Origin of the sequence: Bacillus sp. 3255 (assembly GCF_031456485.1) — a bacterium.
In the GTDB taxonomy this organism is placed as follows: Bacteria; Bacillota; Bacilli; order Paenibacillales; family NBRC-103111; genus Paenibacillus_E.
Genome location: NZ_JAVDUS010000009.1, coordinates 135,300 through 161,032 on the forward strand (window position 1 = coordinate 135,300; position 25,733 = coordinate 161,032).

Below are 25,733 nucleotides of genomic sequence, written 5' to 3' on the forward strand. Positions count from 1 at the left end.
GGGGATTCACATGAGAATACAATCCGCAAAAAAATCAATAAGCCTGGCCCTGAGCGTTGTGGCAGCTTCCAGTCTATTCGTCGCATGCTCCAAAGATAGCACGGGGAGCTCAAGCCCAACGGGAGCGGCGAAAACGACGGCTGCACCGGCAGCCGCAGCAGGCCAATATCCAATTAGTACGCAGGAGACCCTAACATCCTGGGAACAGATGGACACGAACCTGGCGTCTTTCGTCCCCAACCTTGCTGATTCGCCGTTCGGCAAACGCTTAGAGAGTGAGACCGGGGTGAAGGTCAAGTATACGCACCCGGCCGACGGTCAATCGAAGGATCAATTCAACCTGCTGATTGCATCGAACAATTTGCCGGATGTCATTGAATATAACTGGGGAGGAGGCGGATCGGCAGCATATCCGGGCGGACCGGAGAAAGCGATCGCAGACAAGGTCATCCTTCCTCTTAACGATTTAATCGATAAGAGTGCGCCGAACTTAAAGAAATTGCTGCAGCAGGACAAAGAATTGGACAAAATGATCAAAACGGACAACGGCACTTACTACGCTTTCCCGATGATTCGGCCGGATAACGGACTCGTGTTCCGGGGGCCGATGATCCGCAAGGACTGGTTGGATGAACTGAATCTTCAGGTGCCTACGACGATCGACGAATGGTATACAGTCCTTAAGGCTTTCAAGGAGAAAAAAGGGGCAACCGCGCCATTTACGGCTCAATACAGCAATGAATTGAATATCCAGGATGCGTTCATCGGCGCTTTCAAAACAGCCAACCGTTTCTATATCGACGATCAGGGCAAAGTGAAATACGGGCCTGTGGATCCTCAATTCAAGGATGCCCTGAGCTTGCTGCACAAATGGTACGCCGAGGGATTACTGGATAAAGACTTCGCGCTGAACACGGACTCCAAATCGCTGGATACGAAATTAATGAGCGATGCTTCGGGGGCGACTGTCGGCTTGCTAAGCGGCGGTATGGGCAGATGGACGGATACAGGGAAGAAGAAAAATCCGAAATTCCAATTGGTCGCAGCTCCATATCCGACGCTTAATAAAGGGGAACGCGCCTTCATCGGACAGCGTGATTTCAAATATAATCCGGCTGCAAGCAAAGCTGTTTCCGGGGATTCCAAGCACGCGGAACTGGCCGTGAAATGGATGGATTATGCATATAGCGAGAAAGGCAGCTTGCTGTTCAACTTCGGTATCGAAGGCGAGAGCTACTCCATGGTGAACGGTGTTCCGAAGTTTTCCGATAAAATCACGAAGGATTCCAAATATAACCTCCAGCAAATGGTTTCCCAGTATACGAAGCCGAACGGACCGTTCCTGGGCGATAGCCGCAAAAGTTTCAATACGTTCAAGGAGCAGGATGAAGCCATCAAGATTTGGGAACAGACGGATGCCGCCAAGCATGTGATGCCGCTCTTCTTGACGCCGACTGCTGAAGAAAGCAAGGAGTTGGCCAAATTGAATACCGCGATCGCCAGCTATAAAGAAGAAATGTTCGTTAAATTCGTGATGGGCAAAGAGCCGATCGACAAGTTCGATGACTATGTGAAACGGATCAAAGAAATGGGCATCGACAAAGTGACCCAAATCTATCAAGGCGCACTGGATCGATACAATAAGAGATAATTAGCCGGCGGCGAATCCGGCGGAGGGAGGAACCTTTTCTACCATCCGCTGGACGTGGCCGTGGCAGGAGAGGGTGACGCGATGAACACCATGATTTCCAAAACCAAGCCGATGCCAGCCTTCGGAGAGAAGAGGAAATTCCGTTTCGGGATTTTGCTGGATATCCGCAAAAATAAACTGCTATATGTGATGCTAGTGCCGGTTCTTCTGTATTATATCGTGTTTCACTATGCGCCTATGTACGGGGCCGTGATCGCCTTCAAGGATTTCACACCGAGACTTGGCATCTGGGGGAGCGATTGGGTCGGATTCGAACATTTCCGCGAATTTTTCACTGGCCCTTATTTCTGGCGAACGATCAAAAATACGGTGCTGATCAGCTTCTATCAGCTGTTATTCGGATTCCCCGCGCCGATTATCCTGGCTCTGCTGCTGAATGAATTGAAGCATGCGATGTTCAAACGAACGGTACAGACCGTGACTTATATGCCGCACTTTATTTCCTTGATTGTTATCTGCGGGATACTGAAGGATTTCACCTCCAGCGAGGGCGTCATTAACGATATCATCGCCTTCTTCGGCGGGGAGCGGATGACCTTTCTGCTTGAACCCGGTTTATTCCGCAGCGTCTATGTCACTTCGGGCATTTGGCAAAATATCGGTTGGGGAACGATCATTTTTCTGGCGGCTTTAACCGGGATCGATCAAGAGCAGTACGAGGCAGCCAAAATCGACGGGGCCGGCCGCTGGAAGCAGATGACGCACGTCACGCTGCCGGGACTGATGCCAACCATCGTCATTCTGCTCATTCTCGATATCGGGCGGATGATGAATGTCGGGTTTGAGAAAATCATTTTGCTGTATAATCCAGGCACATTCGAAACGGCTGACGTCATTTCCTCCTATGTGTACCGCGTCGGTTTGCAAGATTTCAACTATAGTTTCAGTTCAGCGGTGGGCTTGTTTAACTCGGTCATCAATTTTGTCCTGCTCATTTCTTCCAACTGGATAAGCCGCAAATTTAACGATACGAGCTTGTGGTAAAGGAGAGAGAGTGATCATGCTGAATAAAGCGAGCTTTTCAGAGAAATGTTTCGATTTTTGCAATACGTTGTTGATGCTCCTGTTGATTGTCCTTACCATATACCCGCTTATTTATGTAGCGTTTGCTTCCGTCAGTGACGCAGGAAGCCTGATGGGGCACAAAGGCATATTGTGGCGTCCCATCGGTTTCTCGCTTGATGCCTATACCAATGTATTTCGCAATCCGATGATACTCAAAGGTTATGGAAATACGCTGTTTGTCGTGCTGATCGGCTTGGCGCTGAATATTGTGCTGACCTCGTTCGGAGCTTACGCGCTTTCGCGGAAGAGCTTGCAGTACCGCAAGCCGCTCATGTTGTTCATCATTTTCACGATGTTCTTCAGCGGAGGCTTGATTCCTCTTTACTTGACGGTGAAAGGGGTGGGCATGCTCGATTCCTTATGGGCGCTAATTATTCCGCAGGCCATTAATACGTTTAACTTGATTCTCATGAAGACGGCCTTCGAAGCCATTCCCGATGCGCTGGAAGAGTCGGCCAAAATGGACGGGGCGAACGATTTCGTAATTTTATTCCGGATTGTGCTGCCGCTCTCCATGCCTGTCATCGCCGTCATGCTGCTGTATTATGGCGTAAGTCATTGGAACTCCTGGTTCAGCGCGATGATTTTCCTGCAGGAACGTTCGCTCTATCCGCTGCAGCTGGTTCTGCGGGAAATTCTGCTGCAAGGGGAAGCGAACGCCAACTCGGGCGCTTCCGACGGCGATGCGGCTATGCTTGCCGCTACCTTGAAGTACGCGACGATCATTGTCGCTACGGTTCCGATTCTATTCGTATATCCGTTTCTGCAAAAATATTTCGTCAAAGGCGCTCTGATCGGAGCGATCAAAGGTTAGGGGAGGACACTCGCATGAAAGACAGCGGCGGATCGGCCGTTCAGCTCGATGTGAATTGGGAGAGCTTCATGGCGGCTAACGATATGGAGTGGGTCGTCAAGCCTGTGAGTTGGGATGAAGGGGCGTTCCTCGGCAATGGCTTGCTGGGCACGATGGTATACGGGGAGGAGCATGCGAGCAAACGGCATGTGCTCCGCATGGTGACTGGTCGTACGGACGTAACGGCTATCCGGACGGACAGACCCGGATTCCCGCCCCGCGTTCCGCTCGGTGAGCTGGACCTGGAATTGCAAGGGAAGATCTATCACCCGACGCATATGAGGGTCCGCTTGTGGGACGCGGAGCTGCAGGCAACCTTGACCACGACGAGCGGGGAAGTTAAGCTTCGCTCGCTGGTACACAGTCTCTATCCGGTGATAGCCGTAGAGATCGAAACGTCAGAGGGTGAAAGCGGTGCACGGTGTGCGTGGTATGCCTATCCGGAAGTCGACCCTGTGTTGAAGAACGCGGACGGCTTGAATATGAATCAATATATGCCGGTTACGGAAGTGGAACAAGGGGAGGAGGAGGGCGGAATACGCGTGTGCACGCAGCGGTATTCGGGCGGGGGCGGCTGTGTTACCGCCTGGAAGGATGTGCAGGCTGGGCCGAATCGCCGGATCTGTTATCTATCCGTCGCCCGTGGGCATGACGATGCGGCTAGAGCCGAGGCCGTGGAAGCGGTGGCGCAAGCTTCGGCTGCGAATTTTGAAGCGTGGGTGCAAGCTCACCGGGCATGGTGGCACCGGTATTACCGTCAAAGCTTCGTCTCGCTGCCAGATGGCCGATTGGAAAGCTTTTACTGGATTCAGATGTACAAATTGGCATCGGCTACGCGTGCGGACAAGCCGCTGATCGATAATCAGGGGCCTTGGCTCACATCCACACCTTGGCCTGGCGTTTGGTTCAATATGAATGTGCAGATGAGCTATTCGCCGGTCTATACAGCCAATCGTCTGGAAATAGGGGAATCGCTGGTCCGTTCGCTGGATGCCAACAGGGATCATCTGGTACTGAATGTCCCGGAAGCATGCCGGCACGACTCCGCCGGGTTGGGACGCAGCTGCAGCTTCGATCTGCGGGCTGATGTAGAGGATGAGGTAGGTAATTTGACGTGGATTTGTCATTGCCTATGGCGGCATTACCGGTATGCGATGGACGATGACCTGTTGAGAGACATTCTATTCCCGATTCTAAGAGGAAGCGTGAACTATTACAGACATCTCCTGGAGGAGGGAGTGGACGGGTTCCTGCATCTGCCGGCGACGATTTCTCCGGAGTATGGCTCGTTCATGCGGACCACCGTGCCGGACTGCCACTATGATCTAGCCTTGCTGCGTTGGGGATGCGAGACACTGCTTGCCATTTGCGGACGGCTGGGGACCGGCGATCCGTTGATTCCGCAGTGGGAAGACATTCTGGCGCGGCTGGTTCCGCTGCCTGTCGACGAGACAGGTTGGATGGTCGGAAGAGATATGCCGCTGGCGTACGGACACCGTCATTTCAGTCACCTGCTGGCGGTCTTCCCGCTGCATCTCATTGGAGGAGAGACGGAGGTGGAGCGTGCTTTAATCGCAACCTCCCTGCGTCATTGGCTGGCCAAGGAAGGCGATCTGCGCGGCTTCAGTATGACAGGCGCCGCATCGATTGCCGCAAGTATCGGTTGGGGGGATGAGGCGCTTCGGCTGCTGCAAGCCTTGCTGCACATCATCAAGCCGAATACGATGTACAAGGAAGCGGGACCTGTTATCGAGACGCCGCTGGCCGGCGCGGAATCGATTCACGATATGCTGCTGCAGAGCTGGGGCGGCAAGCTCCGGGTGCTGCCGGCCGTGCCGGAGGCGTGGGCAGAGCTGGCTTACCACGATTTGCGGGCGGAAGGCGCGTTCCTGGTAAGCGCGGTCCGCAAGGAGGGCGCTACGCAGTGGATCCGGGTGAAGAGCTTAGCCGGAGAACCTTGTCTTATCAAGACAGGGTGGAACGGGCGTATTCGCTGGGATATCCGCGGTGCGGACGGTGCGGTAAAAAGCACCGGCGAAGCGGTCATTCACGATGAGATCTCGCTGGATATAGGCGCAGGCGAAGAGGCTGTTCTGTATCCGGGCGATAAGGCTCCGGAGCTGCTTGTGCGTCCAGTCGAAGAAGCCGGCAAGGTGGTACGGTATTATGGCGGACATAAACCGTGGCGGCTTTATGGATTTCATTCATCCCATTGATCGTGGAGGTTTAAATATGCGTATTAAACAAGGAGACACTGTGTTGTTTCAGGGTGACAGCATCACAGACGCGGGAAGAGTCCGGGACGTTCCTATGGACTTGGGCAGGGGATATACCCGCTCATAACGGCGGCATTATTGGCAGCGGCCTGCCCCGATCTGCAGTTATCCTTCATAAACCGCGGTATCAGCGGGAATCGGGTCAAAGATCTGCAAGCCCGCTGGGAACAAGATTGCCTGAAGCTGCAGCCGGATTGGGTATCCATTTATATCGGAATTAACGATTGCTGGCGCCGGTATGACCGTAACGATCCGACGTCTGCGGAACAATTCGCAAGCGGATACCGGGAGCTGCTCGTCCGGACGCAGTCGGCGCTGGACGCCAAGCTGATTCTGATCGAGCCGTTCGTGCTGCCGGTGCCGGATGACCGGAAGCAGTGGCGGGAGGATCTCGATCCGAAGATCGCCGTCGTGCGGGAGCTCGCGCGCGAATTCGGCGCGCTGCTGATTCCGCTGGACGGCCTGTTCGCTCAGGCGTCAATGACCGCGCCGCCAAGCTATTGGGCCCCGGATGGCGTGCATCCTTCGGCAGCAGGCCATTCGTTGATCGCCAAGGCCTGGCTGAAGGCTGCCGGTGCAGAAGCAGCGGCCCGTTAAAGCTCCGTATCGCTGCGGTTGAGAGGCCCGTCAATGTGGACGGTTCCGCATTTGCGGGCGTTTTGTGGTTCCTGCTGTTTATCAATGTCCTTATTATTTACTCCTTGTTGGGTTCCTATCACATTTAGGAAAGAGGGCGAATCTGAAGCGTCCCCTGTAAGTCCCTGTTTAAACGTGATCCTGCGGAGCATCCTAACTTTGAATATACTTTTAGTTTCAAAGAAAGGGGAATAAGCCATGAATAAACTTCACAAGCTTATAGTAACTTTCGCCTTCATTTCATCTTGCACTTATGGCTTGGCAGAAACAGTTGGTGCACAAGGTCATTCAGGGGTTGGTATGAATGCAACCACAGGTACGGATACGACAGGGATTTATAGTAGCTTAAGTACTTCCGGAGCTTATGGCACAAGTGTCGGATCAGGGACAGGAACTCCGGCAGTCGGGACAAGCAACGATGCCTCTATGCGGAGCGGGTACTTGAATAGCAGTGCCGCTTCTGATGCGAACGGGATCCGCAATTTAAGTTATAACGCCACGTCGAGTACGGATTTTGCCATTCGCACGAATGATGTAGGCCATAACGTCTCCTCAACATCGAATTGGGGCTGGCTTGGATTAATCGGACTTATGGGCCTATTGGGCTCTAGACGTAAAGTTACGGACAGATAAAATAATGATAAAACGCAAGCTGCTAGGGATTTATCCTTGGCGGGTTGCGTTTTTTTGTGTTTCACTGGAAAAAAACGGTTGACAATTTACGGAAAATCATTTATTTATTAATTAATAAATAAATGTGGGGAGACATCAGAAATTGGCCAAAGAAGACCGCAAACAACAACTTATCGATGCAGCCGTAACCGTCTTCGCCAAACAGGGATTTCACAAGACGACGACCGCACATATCGCACAGGCGGTGGGAGTTACACAGCCTTATGTGTTTCATTTTTTTAAAACGAAGGAAGAACTGTTCATCGAAGTACTGCAGCAATCCATCCAGCGTATTGCAGGGAAATTTAGAGAGGTTGAAGCGCCGGCGGAGCAATTGGCAGATCGGATGGGCGCCGCCTTCTATCAATTGCTGGGGACTCACCGGGACGAAACGCTGCTGTCGATGCAGGCGTTCACAACAGCTGAACCGCTTATACGGCAACAGGTTCAGGAAGGCTTCGCGCATATTCATCAGGTGGTGAAGGAGAAATTCGAGCTCGCTGACATTCCGCAGCCCGGCTTTCAAGCGTCCAGCTTCATTGGCCTCGGGCTGGTCGCGGTTATGTCCGAAGTGCTGGAGCTGCCCGAGCTGTCCCCTAATTGTGAGAATGAATAATTACCTTGAATGAAATGTTAAGGGAGATGAGGACCAGTGGCGAAAGTTATTCCGGGAAGATACACGGCGCGAGTGGAAGGGGATTTCGTTGTTTTTCTGATTGGCATGCGTGTCAACCGGGTATGGGCAATCCACAAGTGGCTGCCGGTGCTTCAAGCAATGGGACCGATGATCCGGGAGCTCTACACGAACCGCAAGCTCGGCTTCCGTGGAACGGAGTTTATGTGGGGATGGCGTACCATTCATTTGCTGCAATATTGGGATTCTTACGAGCAGCTGGAAGCGTACGCCCGCGGCGGACAGCATCTTACCGCCTGGCGGAATTTCAACCGCAAAGTCGGAACGGACGGAACCGTTGGTATCTATCATGAAACGTACAAAATCCGAGCCGGCGAGTATGAGTGTGTATATGGCAATATGCCGGTGTTTGGGCTGGCCAAAGTATCGGAACATCTTCCCGCCGTTGGCCATATGGAGACGTCGCGCCGCCGCATGGGCGGAGAGAACGAACCCGCCGTACCGACACCAACCAATCCTCGATAAGGGGATAGGATAAGCAAGGCTGCCTGGATGATGCGAGCATCAACCGGCAGCCTATTTATTTACTTGGATTTCTTCTTTGCGGCAGATCGGCCTTGCTTCTTCGGATCATCCGATGGAGGTGCAGCGTGCTGTGAGCCATTGGGCTTTATGGTATCGGCCATGTTCTCATGCTCCTTTCCTGAGATTCGTACATAGTTATATGCATATAAGCCTGTTTGATCCTAAAAGGATTATCGCAATGTTTTCCATGTGGAATGCCTATAAAAAAACGGTTGACAAAAATTAACTGCCCCGGCATAATAACATTGACTGAACCGTTCAATCTAAAGTCAGATTCAAATTAGGTTCGCTGCATATTTTTTTATAATAATATTGACTGATCTAGTCAATCAACAACGAGGAGGAAATGGTGATGACAACTCATCTTAACCAAAGCAAAGCTATCGTCATTGGCGGGGGGATGGCCGGGTTAATGACCGCGCGCGTACTCTCGGATTATTACGCGGAGGTGCTGATCGTCGAGAAAGACGATTTTCCCGCGGGCCCCGATCTGCGTCCCGGGACTCCGCAGGCTTTCCATCCGCATCGCTTCACGACGCGCGGGAAATCGATTACGGAGCGGCTTTTTCCTGGCTATGAGCATGACTTAGTGGCGCAAGGCTCCCCTTCGTCTCTGAACAAAGCCGTTTATTTCATGAACCAGCACGGGAGCCTGGAACTAAAGTATGAACGGAATGATATCAAATTTAGTCGAGCGGTACTTGAGTGGGTCATCCGTCAACGTGTAGAAGGCATTCCTAACGTACGCTTCTTGTCCAGGCACGATGTCGTACGGTTGGTGACCTCCCCCGACCGCTCAGCGGTTATCGGCGTTCAAGCCAGAGATCGAGATGATCCCAAAGAGGAGAAGGTTCTGACAGCCGATCTGGTTGTGGATACGAGCGGACGTTCCTCGAAACTGTCGGGATGGCTTACGGAGCTAGGCTACGAAGTGCCGCAGCCGGATCGTCTGAAAGTTTCGCTCGGTTACAGTACCCGCCGCTATAAGGTGCCTGCCCATCTGACCCACCTCATCGATAAATGGGACGTCATTAACCTCCAGGGGCAGCCAGCAGCCGGCACTTATACGGGTGTGTTCTCTTTCATTGAGAATCAGGTTGCCGAAGTGCTGCTCTACCGCCCAGGCGGGAATTACCCTCCTACGGATGCCGCCGAATTCGAATTGGCTGTGGCGCAGCTGCCGAACCCGATCATCTCGGAAATCGTACGCGACCTTGAACCCATCACTTCGCCTCGAGGCTTCCGCGTTCCGGAATTATATTGTCACCGCTATGAACAGATGTCCCGCTGGCCTGCCGGATTGCTGGTCTTGGGAGATGCTTACTGCATCTATGATCCGATCTTCGGCCAGGGCATGACGGTCGCCGCGATCGCTGCCGAAATTCTGGCAGCCAGTTTGCGAGAACGACACGCTGCATACCAGCCTGATTGGGAGCACAGTGTGCTTCGCCGAATCAAAGAAGCCATCGAGCCGGCGTTCTGGCTTAACTGCTCGGCCGACTTGCAGTGGGAAGGTGTTCACTACGAGGGTTCGGATTCACGTAAGGGGAATGCCTTCTCCCGGGAATATATGGAGCTGTATCTCAAGCACGCTATAAGCAAGCCCGATTGGCGGCTATACGGTCTTTACTGGGCTGTGAATACGTTGTCCGTGTCACCGAGACATATTTTCAACCCGCAGACGGTTGTCCAAGTGCTTAACTTTACAGAGGAAGGCAAGCAGCTTCTCGCAGAGCTTAAGGTGGAAGACGGGCAGACTGTGGAGGCCGTGCTGGATGGGCTTCTGCCCCGATTCTCGGATAAGCCTTTCGAGCCGGCGAAGGAATAGCGATTTTGGATATAGGTTTTGTTATACTGGTAAATATCTATATCGTCCGCAAAGGAGCACTCGACATTGGCACCATTAAACGATGAACAATTACACCAAATCCGCGATGAACGTAGAGAGCAAATTAAGGCGGCGGCTATTCAGGTATTCGCCCGAAAAGGCATCCTAAACGCGAAGATGAGCATGATCGCAGAAACGGCAGGAATCAGCAACGGGCTGTTGTACCATTATTACAAATCCAAAGATGAATTGTTTCTGTCACTTGTTCAAGAGGCGATGCTCGAGACGGAAGCGGCCATGCGAGGCATTCATGAAATGCCGGGCACACCAATCGAGAAAATAAGGGCATTGACGGCGGACATTCTAGATGAAAGCGGAGCGCCGTATTTCATGCTCATTCACCAAGCGCGGACGTCCGACGGGGTGCCCGACAAGGTTAAGCTTCTTCTGGAGGCGTATTCGATGGATACCTTCATTGATCAACTGCTTCCTTTATTCCTGGAAGGACAGCAGGCAGGAGAATTGACGGAAGGAGACCCCAGAGAGCTTATCGCTTGTTATTTATCCGTTCTCTCCGGCATCATGGTCATCAATTCCAATGGGATCGAGGACTACCGAATTCCGAGAGCCGATATGTTGATGCGATTGATTGCGCCGCAGTACCGAACGAATTGATAACTAATGACATGTGGGCAATTCGTATTTGAAGCTGACGCCGATTTACGTAAATGATCCGATTCTTGGAATACTAACGATGTAGGTCCAAGAAAACGGAGGTGAATGCAATGAAGAACGATAAGAAATCGAAAGATCGGGAATTGCAAGGTAACGCCCTGACTCATGAACAGTTATCTGATGTTTATGCGGCAGGAACGAGCGATGGCATACACGAGTTAGCGGAAGGCAAGATCAAAATAACGAACGAAACCTCTAAGGATTTGTCCAAATAAGAGGCTTTGAATTGATGAAGAAATAAACGGAGCGCCACGGATTTGTGGGCTCCGTTTTATCTTTCATGATGATGGAATGGGAGGACTGCTGCCTGCGTATGAGGTTGATCTCAGCAGGGGATACTCTGTTAGAAACAGGAAGAAGCCTTGTGGATCAAAGGCAGTTACGATAGAAATGAAGGAGCGTAATAACGAATGGAAGTTAGACTGGATTATACGAAAGTGCGGCCTGAATCGCTGCAAGCCCTTTTAAAATTAGAAGGATATGTGAAGAAAAGCGGCCTCGACCCCAAACTGGTGGAATTGATCAAAATTCGCGCCTCGCAAATTAATGGCTGCGCTTATTGTCTAGACATGCATACAAAAGATGCGCGCGCGGCAGGGGAGACGGAGCAGCGAATATACTTGCTAACCGCATGGCGTGAAGCCCCTTTCTATACGGAATCGGAGCGTGCCGCGCTAGCCTTAACGGAAGCTGTAACCCGAATTTCAGATGCAGGCGTGCCCGAGGAATTGTTTGAGAAAGTTCGCAGACATTTCGATGAAGAACAATATGTTGATTTAATTATGGCAATAAACGCGATTAACTGTTGGAATCGTATCGCAATCTCAACGGGAATGTTACCGGGTGACTATCAGCCGTCCGCACATAAATAATGGTTCAACGAAGGAAGCCGCGTCCGTCAGGATGCGGCTTTTTGCTATTTGACCTATACCGACAGTTAAATATCGTCCGTCAAGACAAGCGTCTTCCCGTTGACAATTCCCTTCAGCTTCAGCATGGCCAGATTAACGTAAACCGTGCCGTCATATGTAAAAGATCCGGTTCCTTGTGAATACTGACTCTTGGAGGCAAATAAGCCGATAAGCTCGCCATCAAGACTCACCTGCACCATGGGTTCACCCCAGCTGATGGTATAGAAGCTGCTTAAGGTGGTAAGAGAGACATACTGCGCGCCATCTACTTGGATGAGTCCGAATTCTCCCGTGCTTTTTTTGGCTTTTTCCTCATTTAAGCTGAGAATGGCCGTCGTAATCGTCTGAAATCCGCTGCCCGGATCATTCGAAGCTTGCGGCTTAGGCGTTGCGGAAGGGGAAGGCGTCGGAGTCGGGACCATCGGCTGAGTTTCTTTCTTCTTCAGCGAGATGCCCATATCCGCATCGAAAGAGACCTCATACCCGGTTGCTTCGCCAAGAGCACGGACCGGCAGGTATGAAGTGCCGTCCACAACGATTGCCGGAGTGGCTAGCGTTTTGCCTTCGATTTGGAAGGGGAAAGCTCCCTGTATCGTTCTGCCTATGAGATTAGTGACCTCTTCTGCATGCGCAGATACGGTTGTCGCTATAAGAAATCCGGCCAAACCGCCGATGATATATTTTTTCAATGGATGCACCGACCTTCGTACAGTTTGATTTTATGATTGCAGAAATCTATGATTAATAAGATTAATAATACGCTATGTTGTTTTGGGCCTGCAACTGATTCATGGTGCAATAATGTACTATAGGGACTTTCATCCAAGATGTAGGATATGAGAATAGCCAGAAAGGGGTTATCTCATGGACATAACATCTTTTTTAATTTATTGCTTCATTGCTACGTTCACACCGGGACCTACCAATATCGTCATATTATCCACCGTTCAAAATACGGGCGCCCGAAAGGCAATAAAGTATTCTTATGGAGCAACTGCCGGTTTTGGACTGTTACTCGTTATTTCTGCCATGTTAAATTCGATTCTCATGACGATTCTGCCGAAAATCATCATAGTGATTCAGATCATTGGCAGCGTATATATGTTATATTTGGCCTATCAAATATACAAATTGGATGCAACGAATTCGACTGTACGCCAAACGGCTACCTTCATGTCAGGCTTCCTTATGCAGTTTCTCAATCCCAAAGTCATCTTATTTACATTCACTGTCGTACCGACTTTTATTTTACCCTATTACAGCTCGAGCCCCGCAGTGACGATAAGGATTTTCGCTATCATCGGAATTGGATTTTTAGCATTTATGACATGGGTGCTTTTCGGTGCATGCTTCAAAGCATTTTTACAAAAGCATAACAAGATAGTCAATGTTGTGATGGCGTTATCTCTTGCTTATGCGGCCGTCATGGTATTGAAGTAGGTAAAGCTGATGAAGAGGTGATGGAAAATGAACAAATTTATTTACAAAAAATGTGCCGGGATTACGGCGTTGTCCGCCAGTATGACCGATTTTACGTATAAGAAGCATGCTCATCAGGAATATGCGATTGGAGTTACGCTGCGCGGGATTCAAGAATATAACTTGGAAGGCAGTTTGCAATTATCCTACCAGAATGGCATCATGCTTTTTCATCCGGAACAGGCTCATGATGGAATGGCGCACGACAAGACAGGGCTGGACTATGTCATGCTCTACTTCGAACCGCAATTGCTTCTGGAGGTTATTGAAAAAAAGGATATCATCCGTTTTTCAAAACCGATAGTGTATGACGACCGGCTTCAGCGGCAAATATTAAGCCTCTCCAATGCGATATGTAACGAAAAAGATGAAGCTTTGTGCAGTGAATTGTTCTTATCTCTCACCGATCGCCTCGTTCAAACGAAGCTTTCGACGGACAACAAGAAGGATAACACGCTCATTCGTAAAGCAAAGGATATGCTCCATGCCAATCTGGAACATGTTCTTAAACTTGACGAAATCAGCAGCGAGCTTCAGTTATCCAAGTTTCAGTTTATTCGATTATTCAAGGCGCATACTGGCATTTCACCGTATCAATACTTTCTCAATTGCAAAATCGAACGTGCCAAACAGTTAATTGAAAAAACGAAAGATGTTTATTCGGCTGTAGCCGCCTGCGGGTTTGTAGATTTAACACATCTAAATAAGCATTTTAAAAGTGTATATGGAACTACAGCATTTGAATATATGTCCTATTTGAATTGAATGAGCACGAAGCTATAACTCCTTCCTACTCTATTGTCTTTTAGTTAGATCCAGTAGATAATAATGGTAATCTGTAGGATGTGTTTAAGGAATGATAGTACACTCATAGAAACGGATGATGCTTAGTGTTCTTCGTGAATTCTCGGGCCATAATTGAGAGAACGGTTGATGGAGAAGCAGAAATAGTAGTTCAAACGAGGAATAGGTCAGGGGAGCCTCAACGAATTGAGCTTCCTGGCGGAAGAATTGAGCCGTACGAATCTTTAATAGCCGCTCTGATCAGGGAAGTGAAGGAAGAGACCGGGCTCGATGTAGTTGAAATTGAAGGTGAGGATACTCGGATTGATACCAAAGGTATTGATCCGGGTTTCGAAGTGGAATGTATGAGACCGTTTGCTGCTTATCAAACGATCAGAGGTTCTTTTGACTCTGTTGGTGTTTATTTCCGCTGCAGGGCTCAAGGTGAGCTGCTATCTTCAGGAGATGATACGAAGAACCCGCGATGGATCAAAGTCGATAAACTAAGATACATGATGAATGAGGACCCTCTGCAGTTTTCCAATGTTGATAGGGCAGGGATCTTGTTTTACTTGAAGTCATTGGATTAAAAAAATCATGCTCTCGTCTCTTATTTCCAAGGGGCGAGAGCTTTTTTATTTTTAATTAAATGGAAGGGGTTTAGCAAAAAAGAGGCAATAAATAAAATAGTGAACTTGCTGTGGTAAAATGGGTTTACCTGTATGGTTTATGTTTCTGAGGGGGCATGGCAGATGGATATTAGAAGAATTATGGTGACCGGAAGGATGTACCGAGACTTAGAGAAGCTGGCTTTGCTGGATCCTAAGCGGGAGTATCTGTTTCTTCCGGAGGCGGAGGTAAGAGCGCATCATTTCGACTGGGCGGATGGTTATGTGGCATTTAAACCGACGGAATCGTTTCATTTTGGCAAGTTGCGATGGGTTCATGCGCTTGGGGCTGGCGTAGATGCCTTCTTATTTAATCGTGAGTGGAAAAAAGATGTATTATTAACGCGTACGATCGGCAGCTTCGGACAGAAAATAGGGCAATATTGTTTGAGTTATCTGCTTGCCGATGTACAGCTTCATGAAAATTTTCAACAACACCAGCTCGCTAGACAATGGATGCCTTCACAGACGAAGCTGCTTCAGCAGCTAAACGCCGTCATTTTCGGTACGGGTACGATTGGTGAAGAAGTAGCGAGAATGCTGAGTATATTTGGGGCCAACGTTATCGGAATATCTCGCAGCGGTGCTCCGAACCGGCATTTTCACAAGGTCCATCCGGTGACCGAGGTACAGCCTTTGTTACCTCAGGCTGACTGGGTGATTAACACGCTCCCTTTAACACCGAGCACGGATCGATTGTTCGAAGAACGGGTGTTTTCCTGTATGCGCGGTGCAGGCTTTATTAATGTGGGCCGGGGTGCTTCCGTGGATGAAGATGCTTTATTCGGGGCGATTGAACGGGGCCACGTTCGCAGAGCTGTTCTTGATGTGTTTAGAGAGGAACCTTTGTCCGCTGCATCGCCGATATGGAGTCATCCCAATGTTGTTATTACACCTCACATTTCGGCAATTACCGGACTGGATGAAGCGGTTGACGGCTATCTTTCCGTGCTAAGAGAATTGGAGAACGGGCAGGAACGAGTTAGCCATTCGGTGGACGTAAGCCGAGGATATTAATGGGTTGGAGTTTATTCGGGAGAGGTAGCTAAATGGGTGATTACTATTGGAATAGCAAGATCGATTACTTAAGCAAGACGAGATCGCTCTACTACAATGATGACTATTTGGAATTCCTCGTTAAGTGTGTTTGGAAAATAACATCTCCGGTTCGAATCATCGATTTTGGGTGTGGTTATGGCTACTTGGGAACCAAGTTTTTACCATTGATTCCGGAAGGCTCTACGTATACGGGTGTCGATGCTGGCAACAAATTAATCGACCATGCAAAGGAGCTATTTGCCGGCACTCCGTTTAAAACCGAATTTATCCTTGGCGATGTTCAGAAGATGAGTTTTGAACAAAAGTATGATATTGTGGTTTGCCATGCCTTCCTATTGCATGTGGAAAATCCGAAGGAGACTCTTCAAAAAATGTTATCCTGCTTGGTGGATCAAGGCAGAATTATTTGTTTTGAACCACACTGGATCTCCGCCATGGCAAACTATTATCTCGATGGTTACAATTCTTCAGATGTCGTCCAATTAGGATTTCTTCAGGAATTGTTCGAAAGAGACAGTAAACGCAGCGGCAAGGATGGGAATATCGGAATAAAGCTTCCTGTCTATTTAAGCCAACTAGGCGTTAAGCAAATTGAGTGCCGGGTTAGCGATAAGGTGAATTTCTTAGATCCTTATTCTGAACATGGGAAACAGGATGCCCTTTTCAACTCATTAAAGGAAGACGGATTCGGAGCAGAACCAGGTGCAGAAGAAAGGTTTATTGCAAATCTCGTTAACCGTGGTGCTACCTGTGAAGAGGCACTAAAGGAGTACAGGCTGGAATTATTTCTGTCAAACATATTTCAGAATGACGTATTCCTGACCTACGCTGCAAATATGAAGATTACGACCGGGGTTATTTATCAAAACAAAAGAGGTCAACCAGAACAATCTGGCTGACCTCTCCTCACATAATGCCAAGGCGTTTCAAGGCTTCCAGCGTAACCGTCTTGGCGGTTGTTCCGCTGCTGTCCACGTTAGCGGCGAACACCCAGTCGGTCTTCCCGCGCTCCACATAGCCCACATACCAGCCGAGGCCCATGTCCGACAGCCGCGTGCCGGTCTTGCCATGCACGGTGTACTTGTCCTGGTCATTATCAATCATGATCCGCTTGACGGTCTTCATCGTCTGCTCCTGGAAGGGCAGCGTCTCCTCCACCAAGTCTTCCATGAAGCCGACCTGCTCCTCCGCCGAAATCTTCAGCGAGCTGTCCAGCCAAAAGGTATCGATCCCCCCGCTAATATCCATATTGCCGTAATGAATCCGCTCCACATAGTCCTTCATCCGCTCGGCCCCGATGTCCCGGGCCATCGCCTGGTAATACCAAATTGCGGATGCCCGCATGGCCGAGGCCAGCGTATGGTCACGGTTCCACGTCTCGAATGGCCGGACGATGCCGTCCCATCTCTTCACGTCGTATTCATCCTGTACCGCTCCCGCCTCCAGACCGATGAGCGCGTTAGGCACCTTGAACGAAGACTCCGGCGTGAACCGCTGCCGGCTCCGTTCGGGATTGCAGACGTAGACGCGGTCCTTCTTCAGGTTTTTGATGATTAGGGTACCCTGTACATCATGGAACAGTTCCTCGCAGGGGAGCTTCGTCTCTTTCGCGGCGGCATTCACGGGCAGTGCAGCACTACCTGTTGAACCGGCGAACAGTAGGGCAGCGAATGTCAGAGCGACTTGATTTTTCTTTGACCAGGTTAGCAAATTGCATTCCTCCTTAGGCTTCTTCATAATGGAATAACAGTAAGGCTCGTGTCGACAACACTGAGTATAGAGGAATGAACGGCTGGGCTGCACCGCCGTTTGCGGCGATTGTACCCGTACAGTTGGTAGAAGGGAGTGCTAGGGATGCTGTATGAAGCGATCGTGGAGCAGCTTCTGCAGGAGATTCAGGACGGGAAGCGGAGGCCGGGGGACAAGCTGCCGTCGATCCGGGAAGGGGCGGAAGCTTTCGGCTGCAGTCGAAATACGGTGATTCGGGCGTACGCCGAGCTCGAGATGAGGCACCGAATCTATGCCGTGCCACAGAGCGGCTATTATGTCGCGCATCGCCGCCAAGGCGGGAATGAAGCAAGAGGCGGAACGGAAGTACAGGACGTTATCGATTTCGAATGGGCGGGCCCAGACCGGAGCGCCATGCCGTACAGGGATTTTCAGCACTGCATGAACGAGGCCATCGAGAGATACCGGGAGGACATGTTCACGTATTCGGAGGGGCAAGGCCTCGCTTCGCTGCGACTTCAGCTGGCGCGGCATCTGCGAGATTTGCAGGTGTTCACGGTCCCGGAGCGCATCTATGTAGTGACGGGCTCTCAGCAGGCGCTGCATTTGCTGGTGGGGCTGCCTTTTCCGAACGGCAAGAGGAACATTGTCTTGGAACAGCCGGTCCACGCCGGCATGATCGAATCGCTGCGGGGCTATGCTGGGGAAGTACACGGCATTCCATACGAAGAGGGCGGTATGGATCTGGGGCGGTTGGAGACGTTGTTTCGGGACGGGGATGTCAAATTCTTCTACACCGTCTCGCGGTTCCACAACCCGACCGGGTACAGCCACACGAACGAAGCCCGCAAGCGAATGGTGGAGCTGGCGCAGCGGTATGACGTGTATATCGTCGAGGACGATTATATGGGCGACCTTGATGGAGACTCGAGGAACGACCCCATGTTCGCTACTGATCCGTCCGGACGGGTCATCTATGTAAAGAGCTTCTCCAAGGTCATGCTCCCCGGCTTGCGCCTAGGGCTGGCCGTCCTGCCGGAAGGGCTGCGGGAAGGATTCCTGCGGGCGAAGGCAGCGGCCGACGTACATTCACCCCTGCTGACGCAGGGAGCGCTCGAGGTATACCTCGAGAGCGGCATGTTCGCCGCCCACATCGGCCGGATGCGGCAGATCTATCGCCGCAAGGCGGTGCTGCTGCAGGAAGCGTACCGCAAGCATCTGCCGCCGGGGACGGCTTACACCGGATCGTACTCCGGCTTCTACAGTACGATCGGGCTGCCGGCCCCGCTCCGGGCGCAGGCGATGGCCGATCACCTGCTGCAGCGCGGCGTGCGGGTCGACCCGGCCCGGCGCATGTACCTGCCGGAGTTCCGGCAGGAGGGCGTCCTCCGCCTCAGCGTCTCACAGGTGGAGGAGGAACTCATCGAGCCCGGCATCCGGGCCATCGGTGAAGGAATCCGCGAGCTGCTCAGGCAGCGCACGGAAGTGAGGTTTGTGGAGCGGGGTTAAGAGCGGTTATACCCGGATGAGTAACCCCTGTCGGGCCGCCTAAACTTCAAATATAAGACCCCAGCCTATTGCTGTGGGTCTCTTTTTGCCGTATCGGTATGTCCACTTCCAATTACTAGAAGTTTACACTATACTCGATGTGAGTGATTTTACTGGTTGTCCTTTACTAGATGGCAAGCTGATAACATAATGACATTAAATGATAGAATCGAGGTCTGCAAATGAGAGTAAAACGAATTGTTGCCAATATTCATACACAGAATGTATCGGCAGCGAAAAGCTTTTACCAAGACATGCTCGAGCTTGATTTATTGATGGATCATGGTTGGATTGAAACATACGGCTTACCCGGGAAAGAAAGCATTCAAGTAAGTTTCGCCTCACAAGGTGGCTCCGATACGCCTACGCCTGATCTTTCTATTGAGGTTGATGATGTCGATCTGGTGTTTGAACGCATGAAGAATGCTGGATACAAGTTAGAATATGGACTTGCTGATGAGCCTTGGGGAGTTCGGCGATTCTATGTCCGTGACCCATTTGGCAAACTTATTAACATCCTTTCTCATGGACATTAGATAAGCGGGAAGTTTTTAAATAAAAAATTATCTTGTAATTGTAGAAATGGAAACAAGGAAAACGACATGATAACGAAACCAAATTCCAATGCAGTTTAAGAGAGGAGCTTTCGCATGAATTACACCTTAATGTTTTATGAGAGCCAGGAGGACTTTGCGGCAAGAACGGATGCGGCCCGGCAACAAGAATACTTGGCAAGCTGGACGCACTATGTGCATGCATTGCGGCAGGCCGGCATCGTCGTATTCGGCTCGGGTCTATATCCCCCGGAGTCTGCGGCCACATTGAAGCGCCGTGGCGGTGAGATGGCCGTTCAGGATGGGCCGTTCCCGGAGACGAAAGAGCAGCTCGGCGGGATATTCGTGATTGATGTGCCGGACCTGGATACCGCATTAGAGTGGGCTGCTCGGGGGCCCGTCGATACGGTAGAGGTCAGACAGAACATTCCCGCGTTGAAGTAGTCCTATGGACACCTATCGGGTCATTGAACAAACGGCACGTGATGCTTATAGCCGCCTGCTCTCCTATCTGGTTGTAAATTGGAGGGATGTTCCGGCTGTTGAAGATGCCATAGGAGATGCATTCCTCGCTGCGCTGGAAGCTTGGCCCAAGGTGGGCCTTCCGAATAAGCCTGAAGCATGGTTGATCTCGGTTGCCCGCAGGCGGCTTATGGACCGCGCCCGCCATGCGCGTGTTTCGGATCGGGCGCTGCCGGCACTCCTGGCGATGTCCGAGGATGCGCAGCATCTGACGACTTCCCGTGCTGCCTTTCCGGACGAACGGCTGAGGATGATGTTTCTTTGTACGCATCCGGCAATTGATCCTGCGATGCGTACGCCGCTTATGCTTCAGACTGTACTTGGAATCGATGCAGCTCGAATTGCGTCTGCCTTCATCACCAAGCCCTCCACGATGAGTCAGCGCCTAACTAGGATAAAAGCTAAAATTCGTGCGGAACGCCTCACTTTTGAAATGCCTGCTGAAGAAGAGATTTCGGAACGGTTAGAACCCGTTCTGGAGGCCATCTATGCAGCTTACGGCAGTGGATGGGACGAGGCCGCCATTGCCGGTTCGTCTCGCAGGAAATTGGCGGAGGAAGCGATCGACCTCGGAAGGCTGCTTCTCCAATTCGTCCCCCGCGAACCGGAAGTTTACGGTCTGTTGGCGCTTATGCTTTATTGTGAGGCGCGACGTGACGCAAGACATGATGACAAGGGGAGCTATATCCCTCTATCTGAGCAAGAATGCGCGCGATGGAACCGAAGCTTGATCTCGGAGGCGGAGCGTTATCTGCTGAGTGCTTCGCAAGTCGGTGGAATCGGGCGCTTTCAACTCATGGCTGCGATTCAATCGGTGCATGCGCAGCGGCTATGGACGGGGCGTATCGAGTGGGAGGCGATTGCTCAATTATACGAAGGCCTCATCCGTTTGCACCCCACGCTCGGCGCATTGGTCGGTCAAGCAGCAGCAGTCGCGGAGGCCTATGGGGCGAAACGCGGTATGGGCTTATTGGAAGTTATTCCAGCTTCTGAAGTCATTAACTATCAGCCTTATTGGGCGCTTGCCGGTCATTTGTACAAACGGATGCATCGCAAAGAGGATGCCCTTGCTGCATATAGCCGTGCCATTGGACTCAGCATGGATGTTTCAGTTCGACAATTTCTTAACAGGCAGGCATCCGATTTAACGGAGTAACGAGATAAGTGTTGTTGGGCAGCCGGTTAAATTAATCGGCTGCCTTGTAATTTTGAAACGTCTAACTGTAAGGATGCTTGTTAGATGTAGGACAGAGAGGAATCAGATGATTCAAGTTGAACAAGTAACTAAGAAAATTATACTCCTATTTCTTCTGACGCTATTCATCTTCGGATGTACTCAACCCCAAAAAATCGATAGTCGTGAGTATCTAGATATATATAAAGTTGCTATGAAAACAATATTTGAGCAAGAAGCTAATTTTTATAATGATGCCAGAATGAGTTATTTATTAGTTAGAACGGATAATTTGGAACTCAAAACTGAAGATAAAGCCGAATTATTAAACTATGTAAAGAAAATCAGTGAAGTTGATGTGGGGGAAGGGAGATATTCGGATATAGAGACCAATTTGGTGAAAAACAAATTTGGCGGTATGGCGATCGAATTAGAAAATGTAATTTTCAGAACAGACGGGAAAGTAATCCTAACTAGCCGGAAGACTTTCTTAGGCACCATTCAGCTAAGACAAACAATCGAGAAAAAAGATGATCGTTGGATAACAGCCAAAATAGATAAAATTGTGAAATCTAAATAAAGCCGGAGGCAGATTCTGCCACCGGACACATTTTGCCCTCCCGGCTGATTGTTCGGACGTTTCTTGCTCTAAGGCAGCAATCGGATTTGCACGCGAAGTCCGGGGGCCGAAAGCAAGAAATGTCGGTTTTGCAATCGCACATTTTCTTTTACAATGAAGGTAGGCTATCATGAACCAAGATGATGTAGGCGTAGGAGGGGACCGATGGGCAACTGGTTGAACGGCTGGAGACAATTGTTTAATTCGGGACGCGACGACCGCAGCGGCACCTATCTGCAGAGGCTGATTTGGGTAGGATGCTTATCGGTATGTCTGCCGATTATGATTACAGGTCTGGTTTACTACCAGTTTTCTATGGAGCGGACTAAGGAAGAGATTATTGACGAGAGCCAATCCACGCTCTTAATGACCAAGGACAGGGCGGAGCGCTTGCTTCAAGGCATTGAAACGGACTCTCTGCAGTTGGCGGCGGATCCGCTCATGACGGATTTGTTCGCCGGCCGGATTACAGATATGCCGCTGATCTGGCATTTGGATTTGGTCAATAAGATTACGCTGGTCAAGAATACGAATAATTTCATTAAAGAAATATATTTTTACAGCACGCTCGAAAGCGTCGTTCTTACGAATAATTACGGCTCCATGGAGCTGGAGCATTATAAATACAAAGCGGATATCGAGCAGCTCCTGAACGATGACAGTCTGACGAAGTGGACTTACTTGCCGTCGAGCTCCCAGGAAGGCTTGATCACCTTCGTCCGTAAGGTGCCCGTCGGCGCGAACAATCATGCTCAAGGCATTTTGGGATTGCAGGTAGACATTGGAGAGATCGTTCGCTTCCTTCCGGAGTCAACGGCTGTGATTCCTAAAGGGAAAGAACTGGTGTTTCTCAGTGCCTTGGGGCAGCCCCGACAGGGGGAGAAGCCCGCCAACTTGGAAGCATGGTCCGGCTACGAGACCATTGCCGCAGCGCAAGACAGCATCGGCAGCTTCTACGAAGCTTGGCAAGAGGGGAGGAAAGCGCACGTCTCCTACATCAAAAGCATGTTCGGCCGTACGTACGTCTCCGTCATTCCGGAAGACATCATTGCCGATAAATTGGCGTGGATTCGGGTACTGACGATAGCGGCTCTCCTTTTTATCATCACACTTGCAGCGATGTTTACGTATTTAAGCACGAAGCGGGTGTACAGCCCGATCGAGCAATTAATTAAGCACAGCAGGTCTCTTGGAGCCGGCCGGATTCAAGGGAGCGAGAACGAGCTGGATTATATTCGGACCTGTCTGGACTACTTGAACAAGGAATCTCAGAGACTCGGCAAATATATGGAGAAAGTACAGCCGACCTTGCGGGAACGGTGTCTCCAGCAGCTAGTTAATGGCGATTATATTCTCAGCGACGCACTGCTTCACGATTGTGAGATGTACGGACTGACGGTGAAGGCGACCTACGGGGTTATGATTGTGGAAGTGGAGAACGCCATCAGGGAAACCCGTTTTCTGCCGAGCGACAAGCCGATTCTTGCATTTACGCTGGCGAATGTCATTCAGGAGATCATGGAGACGAATCCGGATCTGCAGGGCTACGTATTCCCTTATGAAGGAAGAGGCGTAGCGCTGATTCGCTGGGACGATATGGAGGAGCAGGGCAATCTGCCGCAGCGGATGATCGCTTTCGCCCAAGCGGTGAGCGATTCGCTCCAGAGCTGCTTGTCCTTCGAAGTGTCCGTAGGCATCGGCCGCTGTTACTCGCATATTGCCGACGTCCCGGTATCGTACAAGGAAGCTGTCGTTGCGCTGCAGTACCGGATCTATCAGGATACGGCCTCGATTCTCTACATCGAGGATTTGGAGAGCTCGAAACCGCGCTCCGTTTTCCGCTACCCGAGGGAGTTGGAAGGCACAATCGTCGACTCGCTGTCCAAAGGGGAAACGAAGATGGCGGAGCAAGCGCTTGAGAAATTCACTAAGGCGCTGCAGCAGTCGAAGTCGTACCATTTTATACACCAGAGCTATTCCGTTCTCCTGTCCGCTATTATTACTTCCTTAGAGAAGCAAGGCGGCAGCATTCTGGATATTCTGGAGCACAATCTGTTCGGACAGCTGGAGAGCAAGCGGACCTCGAGAGATATTATCGACTGGTTCACTGGAGTACTGTTTCCGCTGCATAAGCAATTGATAGAGGAATCGCTGAACGATAACGGGCAATCGGCAATCTCGCAGATCTGCCAGCATATTCGGGAACACTGCCGGGAGGATCTGACGCTGGTGCAGTGCGCCGAGCTGGTCGGGATGAGTCCGTCGTATGTCAGCCGGCTGTTCAAGAAGGAAATGGGGATCAACTTCCTCGACTTCGTCTTGGAATGCAAGGTGGAGGAGGTCAAGCGGCAGCTGCTGGAGACGGACCAGAGCATCAGCGAGATCTCGTCCCTCATTGGCTATTCCGAGCGAAATCTCACCCGCATCTTCCAGCGCAAGGTCCAAATGACACCAAGTATGTTCCGTTCCGCATACAGGTGATTCTGATCGAGGCTCGACATCAGTCGAGTCTCGATTTTTTTGTAATATGAGCGAAGCTTAACCCTTATTCCTGCGGGGAAAAGTGACGGTCGAGGAGTTTATTGCAAGGGTCATACGTCACATACCTGATGAGAACTTTAAAACAATTCGGTACTACAGTGTGGATTCGCGGAAGCTAAAAAAGGTAAGTAAGAAGCCTGTTACAGACTGGCAAAAAGAGGCGAGAAAATGGATTGTACGAGCACAAAGGCAGCAAAAACGCAGAAATTGGAGAGAACGAATTCATAGAACAACGGGAAAGGATCCACTAGTCTGTCCAAAATGCGAATGTTATTATGATTACAAAGGTATTCGTGGGCATGAATACAAGTTTACCGATGTTCGTCAAACTTAAAAGGCCGTCAGGGCGATATTCCCTGACGGTTTTTCTTATGTTTTTTTCGATACTCGGCGGATAGTCGAAAATTTTATATGATTTATCGAATAGAATTACCACGATTCATAGGAAAAGCGCAGATTGTATTCTATTTTTCATATAGAATTAGCGAATTTCGGTTCAGAGAGAGGAATATATGCGATTTTTCATATAGAATCCACGCAGAAGGTGAGCAGGGTCAGAGGACAATATATTACGCCCTGCGTGGCACTTGGATACGGTATGAACTCCGTGTGCATCGCCAAGTCGGACAGAATACAAGTGTTCTATCGATTTATAGCACAACTATGGCGACCGATTTGCGGCACTTTGTAACTAACAATTGCTCATGGCCTTGGATGAAGAGGGGGTTTCAATACTCCATTCCTCGGAATCCCGTTCCCCACGCTCCGTTACTCCTTAGGCCAGGATCACCTCCTGCCAACCACCTCATGGAACTAGGGGTCTTCATATACAGTTACAGTGCTGCACGTCGAAATCTCACCCGGAGCGCCGAATAAAAGGAAAAACTCCCGCTATTCCTATGCCGTATAGGCTTTTGGGGAGGAATAACGGGAATTACTCCCGTTAAAATAGCGAAGAACGCCCTTTTGCGGCCATTTTGCTCTGAATTAACAGGAGATTATCCAGTTATCCTACTCGCATCGGCTCTATTCAGTGGATTTAACAGGAGAAAATCCCGTTACCCACGCTCCGTCGGTCAGGTTTGCCTCCTGCTGAACCAGGGTTCCTCGTATGCCACAGGGCTGCACGTCGAAATCTCACCTGGAGCGCAG

Annotated in this window: 24 protein-coding genes and 2 pseudogenes; 24 read left to right on the top strand and 2 right to left on the bottom strand. The window is 50.3% G+C overall.

Annotation, left to right across the window (positions count from 1 at the left end; all coding sequences use genetic code 11):
- Positions 1-10: 10 nt before the first annotated feature.
- The 12 genes and pseudogenes from J2X61_RS15460 to J2X61_RS15515 all read left to right on the top strand — a co-directional run bounded on the left by J2X61_RS15460 (position 11) and on the right by J2X61_RS15515 (position 11,867).
- Positions 11-1,651 carry a type 2 periplasmic-binding domain-containing protein gene (locus tag J2X61_RS15460; RefSeq protein ID WP_274467597.1) on the top strand — a complete coding sequence of 547 codons (1,641 nt, stop codon included), beginning with the start codon at positions 11-13 and terminating at the stop codon, positions 1,649-1,651.
- Between the two features lie 111 nt (positions 1,652-1,762).
- On the top strand, positions 1,763-2,695 hold the full coding sequence (locus J2X61_RS15465; RefSeq protein ID WP_310189086.1) for an ABC transporter permease: 933 nt from the start codon (positions 1,763-1,765) through the stop codon (positions 2,693-2,695).
- A gap of 16 nt (positions 2,696-2,711) precedes the next feature.
- Positions 2,712-3,590 (top strand): carbohydrate ABC transporter permease, encoded by an 879-nt coding sequence (locus J2X61_RS15470; protein ID WP_274467598.1) that lies wholly within the window; start codon positions 2,712-2,714, stop codon positions 3,588-3,590.
- Between the two features lie 14 nt (positions 3,591-3,604).
- Positions 3,605-5,845, top strand: a complete 2,241-nt coding sequence (locus J2X61_RS15475; protein ID WP_310188902.1) for a glycosyl hydrolase family 95 catalytic domain-containing protein — start codon at positions 3,605-3,607, stop codon at positions 5,843-5,845.
- A 16-nt stretch (positions 5,846-5,861) separates the two neighbouring features.
- Positions 5,862-6,502, top strand: a pseudogene (locus J2X61_RS15480) (SGNH/GDSL hydrolase family protein).
- 339 nt (positions 6,503-6,841) lie between these two features.
- On the top strand, positions 6,842-7,174 hold the full coding sequence (locus J2X61_RS15485) for a WGxxGxxG-CTERM domain-containing protein (protein ID WP_274467600.1): 333 nt from the start codon (positions 6,842-6,844) through the stop codon (positions 7,172-7,174).
- A 142-nt stretch (positions 7,175-7,316) separates the two neighbouring features.
- Positions 7,317-7,829 carry a TetR/AcrR family transcriptional regulator gene (locus J2X61_RS15490; RefSeq protein ID WP_274467601.1) on the top strand — a complete coding sequence of 171 codons (513 nt, stop codon included), beginning with the start codon at positions 7,317-7,319 and terminating at the stop codon, positions 7,827-7,829.
- A gap of 36 nt (positions 7,830-7,865) precedes the next feature.
- A complete protein-coding gene (locus J2X61_RS15495; RefSeq protein WP_274467602.1) occupies positions 7,866-8,372 on the top strand; it encodes a DUF4188 domain-containing protein in 507 nt (168 codons plus the stop codon).
- 412 nt (positions 8,373-8,784) lie between these two features.
- A complete protein-coding gene (locus J2X61_RS15500) occupies positions 8,785-10,260 on the top strand; it encodes an FAD-dependent oxidoreductase (protein WP_274467603.1) in 1,476 nt (491 codons plus the stop codon).
- Between the two features lie 66 nt (positions 10,261-10,326).
- Positions 10,327-10,935: a TetR/AcrR family transcriptional regulator gene (locus J2X61_RS15505; RefSeq protein WP_274467604.1), complete on the top strand. Its 609-nt coding sequence runs from the start codon at positions 10,327-10,329 to the stop codon at positions 10,933-10,935.
- Positions 10,936-11,045: 110 nt separating this feature from the next.
- Positions 11,046-11,210 (top strand): YozQ family protein, encoded by a 165-nt coding sequence (locus J2X61_RS15510; protein ID WP_274467605.1) that lies wholly within the window; start codon positions 11,046-11,048, stop codon positions 11,208-11,210.
- Between the two features lie 195 nt (positions 11,211-11,405).
- Positions 11,406-11,867 (top strand): carboxymuconolactone decarboxylase family protein, encoded by a 462-nt coding sequence (locus J2X61_RS15515; RefSeq protein WP_274467606.1) that lies wholly within the window; start codon positions 11,406-11,408, stop codon positions 11,865-11,867.
- Between the two features lie 65 nt (positions 11,868-11,932).
- Here the strand turns inward: J2X61_RS15515 and J2X61_RS15520 are convergent, their stop codons facing one another.
- The gene (locus J2X61_RS15520) at positions 11,933-12,595 is read right to left on the bottom strand and encodes a stalk domain-containing protein (protein WP_274467607.1); all 663 of its coding nucleotides are present in this window, start codon (positions 12,593-12,595) and stop codon (positions 11,933-11,935) included.
- A 175-nt stretch (positions 12,596-12,770) separates the two neighbouring features.
- Here J2X61_RS15520 and J2X61_RS15525 point away from each other — a divergent pair, with 175 nt between their 5' ends.
- From J2X61_RS15525 to J2X61_RS15545, 5 genes are all read left to right on the top strand, one after another.
- Positions 12,771-13,346 (top strand): LysE family translocator, encoded by a 576-nt coding sequence (locus J2X61_RS15525; RefSeq protein ID WP_310188906.1) that lies wholly within the window; start codon positions 12,771-12,773, stop codon positions 13,344-13,346.
- A 27-nt stretch (positions 13,347-13,373) separates the two neighbouring features.
- Entirely contained in the window at positions 13,374-14,150 is a 777-nt protein-coding gene (locus J2X61_RS15530) for an AraC family transcriptional regulator (protein ID WP_274467609.1), read from the top strand.
- Between the two features lie 134 nt (positions 14,151-14,284).
- A complete protein-coding gene (locus J2X61_RS15535) occupies positions 14,285-14,758 on the top strand; it encodes an NUDIX hydrolase (RefSeq protein ID WP_310188909.1) in 474 nt (157 codons plus the stop codon).
- 162 nt (positions 14,759-14,920) lie between these two features.
- Entirely contained in the window at positions 14,921-15,853 is a 933-nt protein-coding gene (locus J2X61_RS15540) for a D-2-hydroxyacid dehydrogenase (RefSeq protein ID WP_310188912.1), read from the top strand.
- 32 nt (positions 15,854-15,885) lie between these two features.
- Positions 15,886-16,794, top strand: a complete 909-nt coding sequence (locus J2X61_RS15545; RefSeq protein WP_274467612.1) for a class I SAM-dependent methyltransferase — start codon at positions 15,886-15,888, stop codon at positions 16,792-16,794.
- A 7-nt stretch (positions 16,795-16,801) separates the two neighbouring features.
- Here J2X61_RS15545 and blaOXA read toward each other — a convergent pair whose 3' ends face one another.
- Positions 16,802-17,605, bottom strand: a complete 804-nt coding sequence (gene blaOXA, locus J2X61_RS15550) for a class D beta-lactamase (RefSeq protein WP_310188914.1) — start codon at positions 17,603-17,605, stop codon at positions 16,802-16,804.
- 144 nt (positions 17,606-17,749) lie between these two features.
- On the opposite strand from blaOXA, the gene J2X61_RS15555 reads away from it, so the two are divergent.
- The 7 genes and pseudogenes from J2X61_RS15555 to J2X61_RS15585 form a co-directional block, all read left to right on the top strand.
- Entirely contained in the window at positions 17,750-19,132 is a 1,383-nt protein-coding gene (locus tag J2X61_RS15555; protein WP_310188916.1) for an aminotransferase-like domain-containing protein, read from the top strand.
- A 221-nt stretch (positions 19,133-19,353) separates the two neighbouring features.
- Complete coding sequence (locus J2X61_RS15560) at positions 19,354-19,707, top strand: VOC family protein (protein WP_310188918.1); 354 nt, start codon at positions 19,354-19,356, stop codon at positions 19,705-19,707.
- A 114-nt stretch (positions 19,708-19,821) separates the two neighbouring features.
- The gene (locus J2X61_RS15565) at positions 19,822-20,169 is read left to right on the top strand and encodes a YciI family protein (RefSeq protein WP_274467616.1); all 348 of its coding nucleotides are present in this window, start codon (positions 19,822-19,824) and stop codon (positions 20,167-20,169) included.
- Positions 20,170-20,173: 4 nt separating this feature from the next.
- Positions 20,174-21,403, top strand: coding sequence for an RNA polymerase sigma factor (locus J2X61_RS15570; protein WP_310188921.1), 1,230 nt, complete (start codon positions 20,174-20,176; stop codon positions 21,401-21,403).
- A 106-nt stretch (positions 21,404-21,509) separates the two neighbouring features.
- Positions 21,510-22,001, top strand: coding sequence for a hypothetical protein (locus J2X61_RS15575; protein WP_310188924.1), 492 nt, complete (start codon positions 21,510-21,512; stop codon positions 21,999-22,001).
- A 204-nt stretch (positions 22,002-22,205) separates the two neighbouring features.
- A complete protein-coding gene (locus J2X61_RS15580; protein ID WP_310188927.1) occupies positions 22,206-24,521 on the top strand; it encodes a helix-turn-helix domain-containing protein in 2,316 nt (771 codons plus the stop codon).
- 79 nt (positions 24,522-24,600) lie between these two features.
- Positions 24,601-24,870, top strand: a pseudogene (locus tag J2X61_RS15585) (transposase); the annotation flags it as partial.
- Between the last annotated feature and the right edge of the window lie 863 nt (positions 24,871-25,733).

What these genes read in the sequence shown, in the direction of transcription:
- J2X61_RS15460 (WP_274467597.1), top strand. Translation starts at nt 11, where the DNA reads ATGAGAATACAATCCGCAAAAAAATCAATAAGCCTGGCCCTGAGCGTT.
- J2X61_RS15465 (WP_310189086.1), top strand. Translation starts at nt 1,763, where the DNA reads ATGCCAGCCTTCGGAGAGAAGAGGAAATTCCGTTTCGGGATTTTGCTG.
- J2X61_RS15470 (WP_274467598.1), top strand. Translation starts at nt 2,712, where the DNA reads ATGCTGAATAAAGCGAGCTTTTCAGAGAAATGTTTCGATTTTTGCAAT.
- J2X61_RS15475 (WP_310188902.1), top strand. Translation starts at nt 3,605, where the DNA reads ATGAAAGACAGCGGCGGATCGGCCGTTCAGCTCGATGTGAATTGGGAG.
- J2X61_RS15485 (WP_274467600.1), top strand. Translation starts at nt 6,842, where the DNA reads ATGAATGCAACCACAGGTACGGATACGACAGGGATTTATAGTAGCTTA.
- J2X61_RS15500 (WP_274467603.1), top strand. Translation starts at nt 8,785, where the DNA reads ATGACAACTCATCTTAACCAAAGCAAAGCTATCGTCATTGGCGGGGGG.
- J2X61_RS15510 (WP_274467605.1), top strand. Translation starts at nt 11,046, where the DNA reads ATGAAGAACGATAAGAAATCGAAAGATCGGGAATTGCAAGGTAACGCC.
- J2X61_RS15515 (WP_274467606.1), top strand. Translation starts at nt 11,406, where the DNA reads ATGGAAGTTAGACTGGATTATACGAAAGTGCGGCCTGAATCGCTGCAA.
- J2X61_RS15525 (WP_310188906.1), top strand. Translation starts at nt 12,771, where the DNA reads ATGGACATAACATCTTTTTTAATTTATTGCTTCATTGCTACGTTCACA.
- J2X61_RS15530 (WP_274467609.1), top strand. Translation starts at nt 13,374, where the DNA reads ATGAACAAATTTATTTACAAAAAATGTGCCGGGATTACGGCGTTGTCC.
- J2X61_RS15540 (WP_310188912.1), top strand. Translation starts at nt 14,921, where the DNA reads ATGGATATTAGAAGAATTATGGTGACCGGAAGGATGTACCGAGACTTA.
- J2X61_RS15545 (WP_274467612.1), top strand. Translation starts at nt 15,886, where the DNA reads ATGGGTGATTACTATTGGAATAGCAAGATCGATTACTTAAGCAAGACG.
- J2X61_RS15555 (WP_310188916.1), top strand. Translation starts at nt 17,750, where the DNA reads ATGCTGTATGAAGCGATCGTGGAGCAGCTTCTGCAGGAGATTCAGGAC.
- J2X61_RS15560 (WP_310188918.1), top strand. Translation starts at nt 19,354, where the DNA reads ATGAGAGTAAAACGAATTGTTGCCAATATTCATACACAGAATGTATCG.
- J2X61_RS15565 (WP_274467616.1), top strand. Translation starts at nt 19,822, where the DNA reads ATGAATTACACCTTAATGTTTTATGAGAGCCAGGAGGACTTTGCGGCA.
- J2X61_RS15570 (WP_310188921.1), top strand. Translation starts at nt 20,174, where the DNA reads ATGGACACCTATCGGGTCATTGAACAAACGGCACGTGATGCTTATAGC.
- J2X61_RS15575 (WP_310188924.1), top strand. Translation starts at nt 21,510, where the DNA reads ATGATTCAAGTTGAACAAGTAACTAAGAAAATTATACTCCTATTTCTT.
- J2X61_RS15580 (WP_310188927.1), top strand. Translation starts at nt 22,206, where the DNA reads ATGGGCAACTGGTTGAACGGCTGGAGACAATTGTTTAATTCGGGACGC.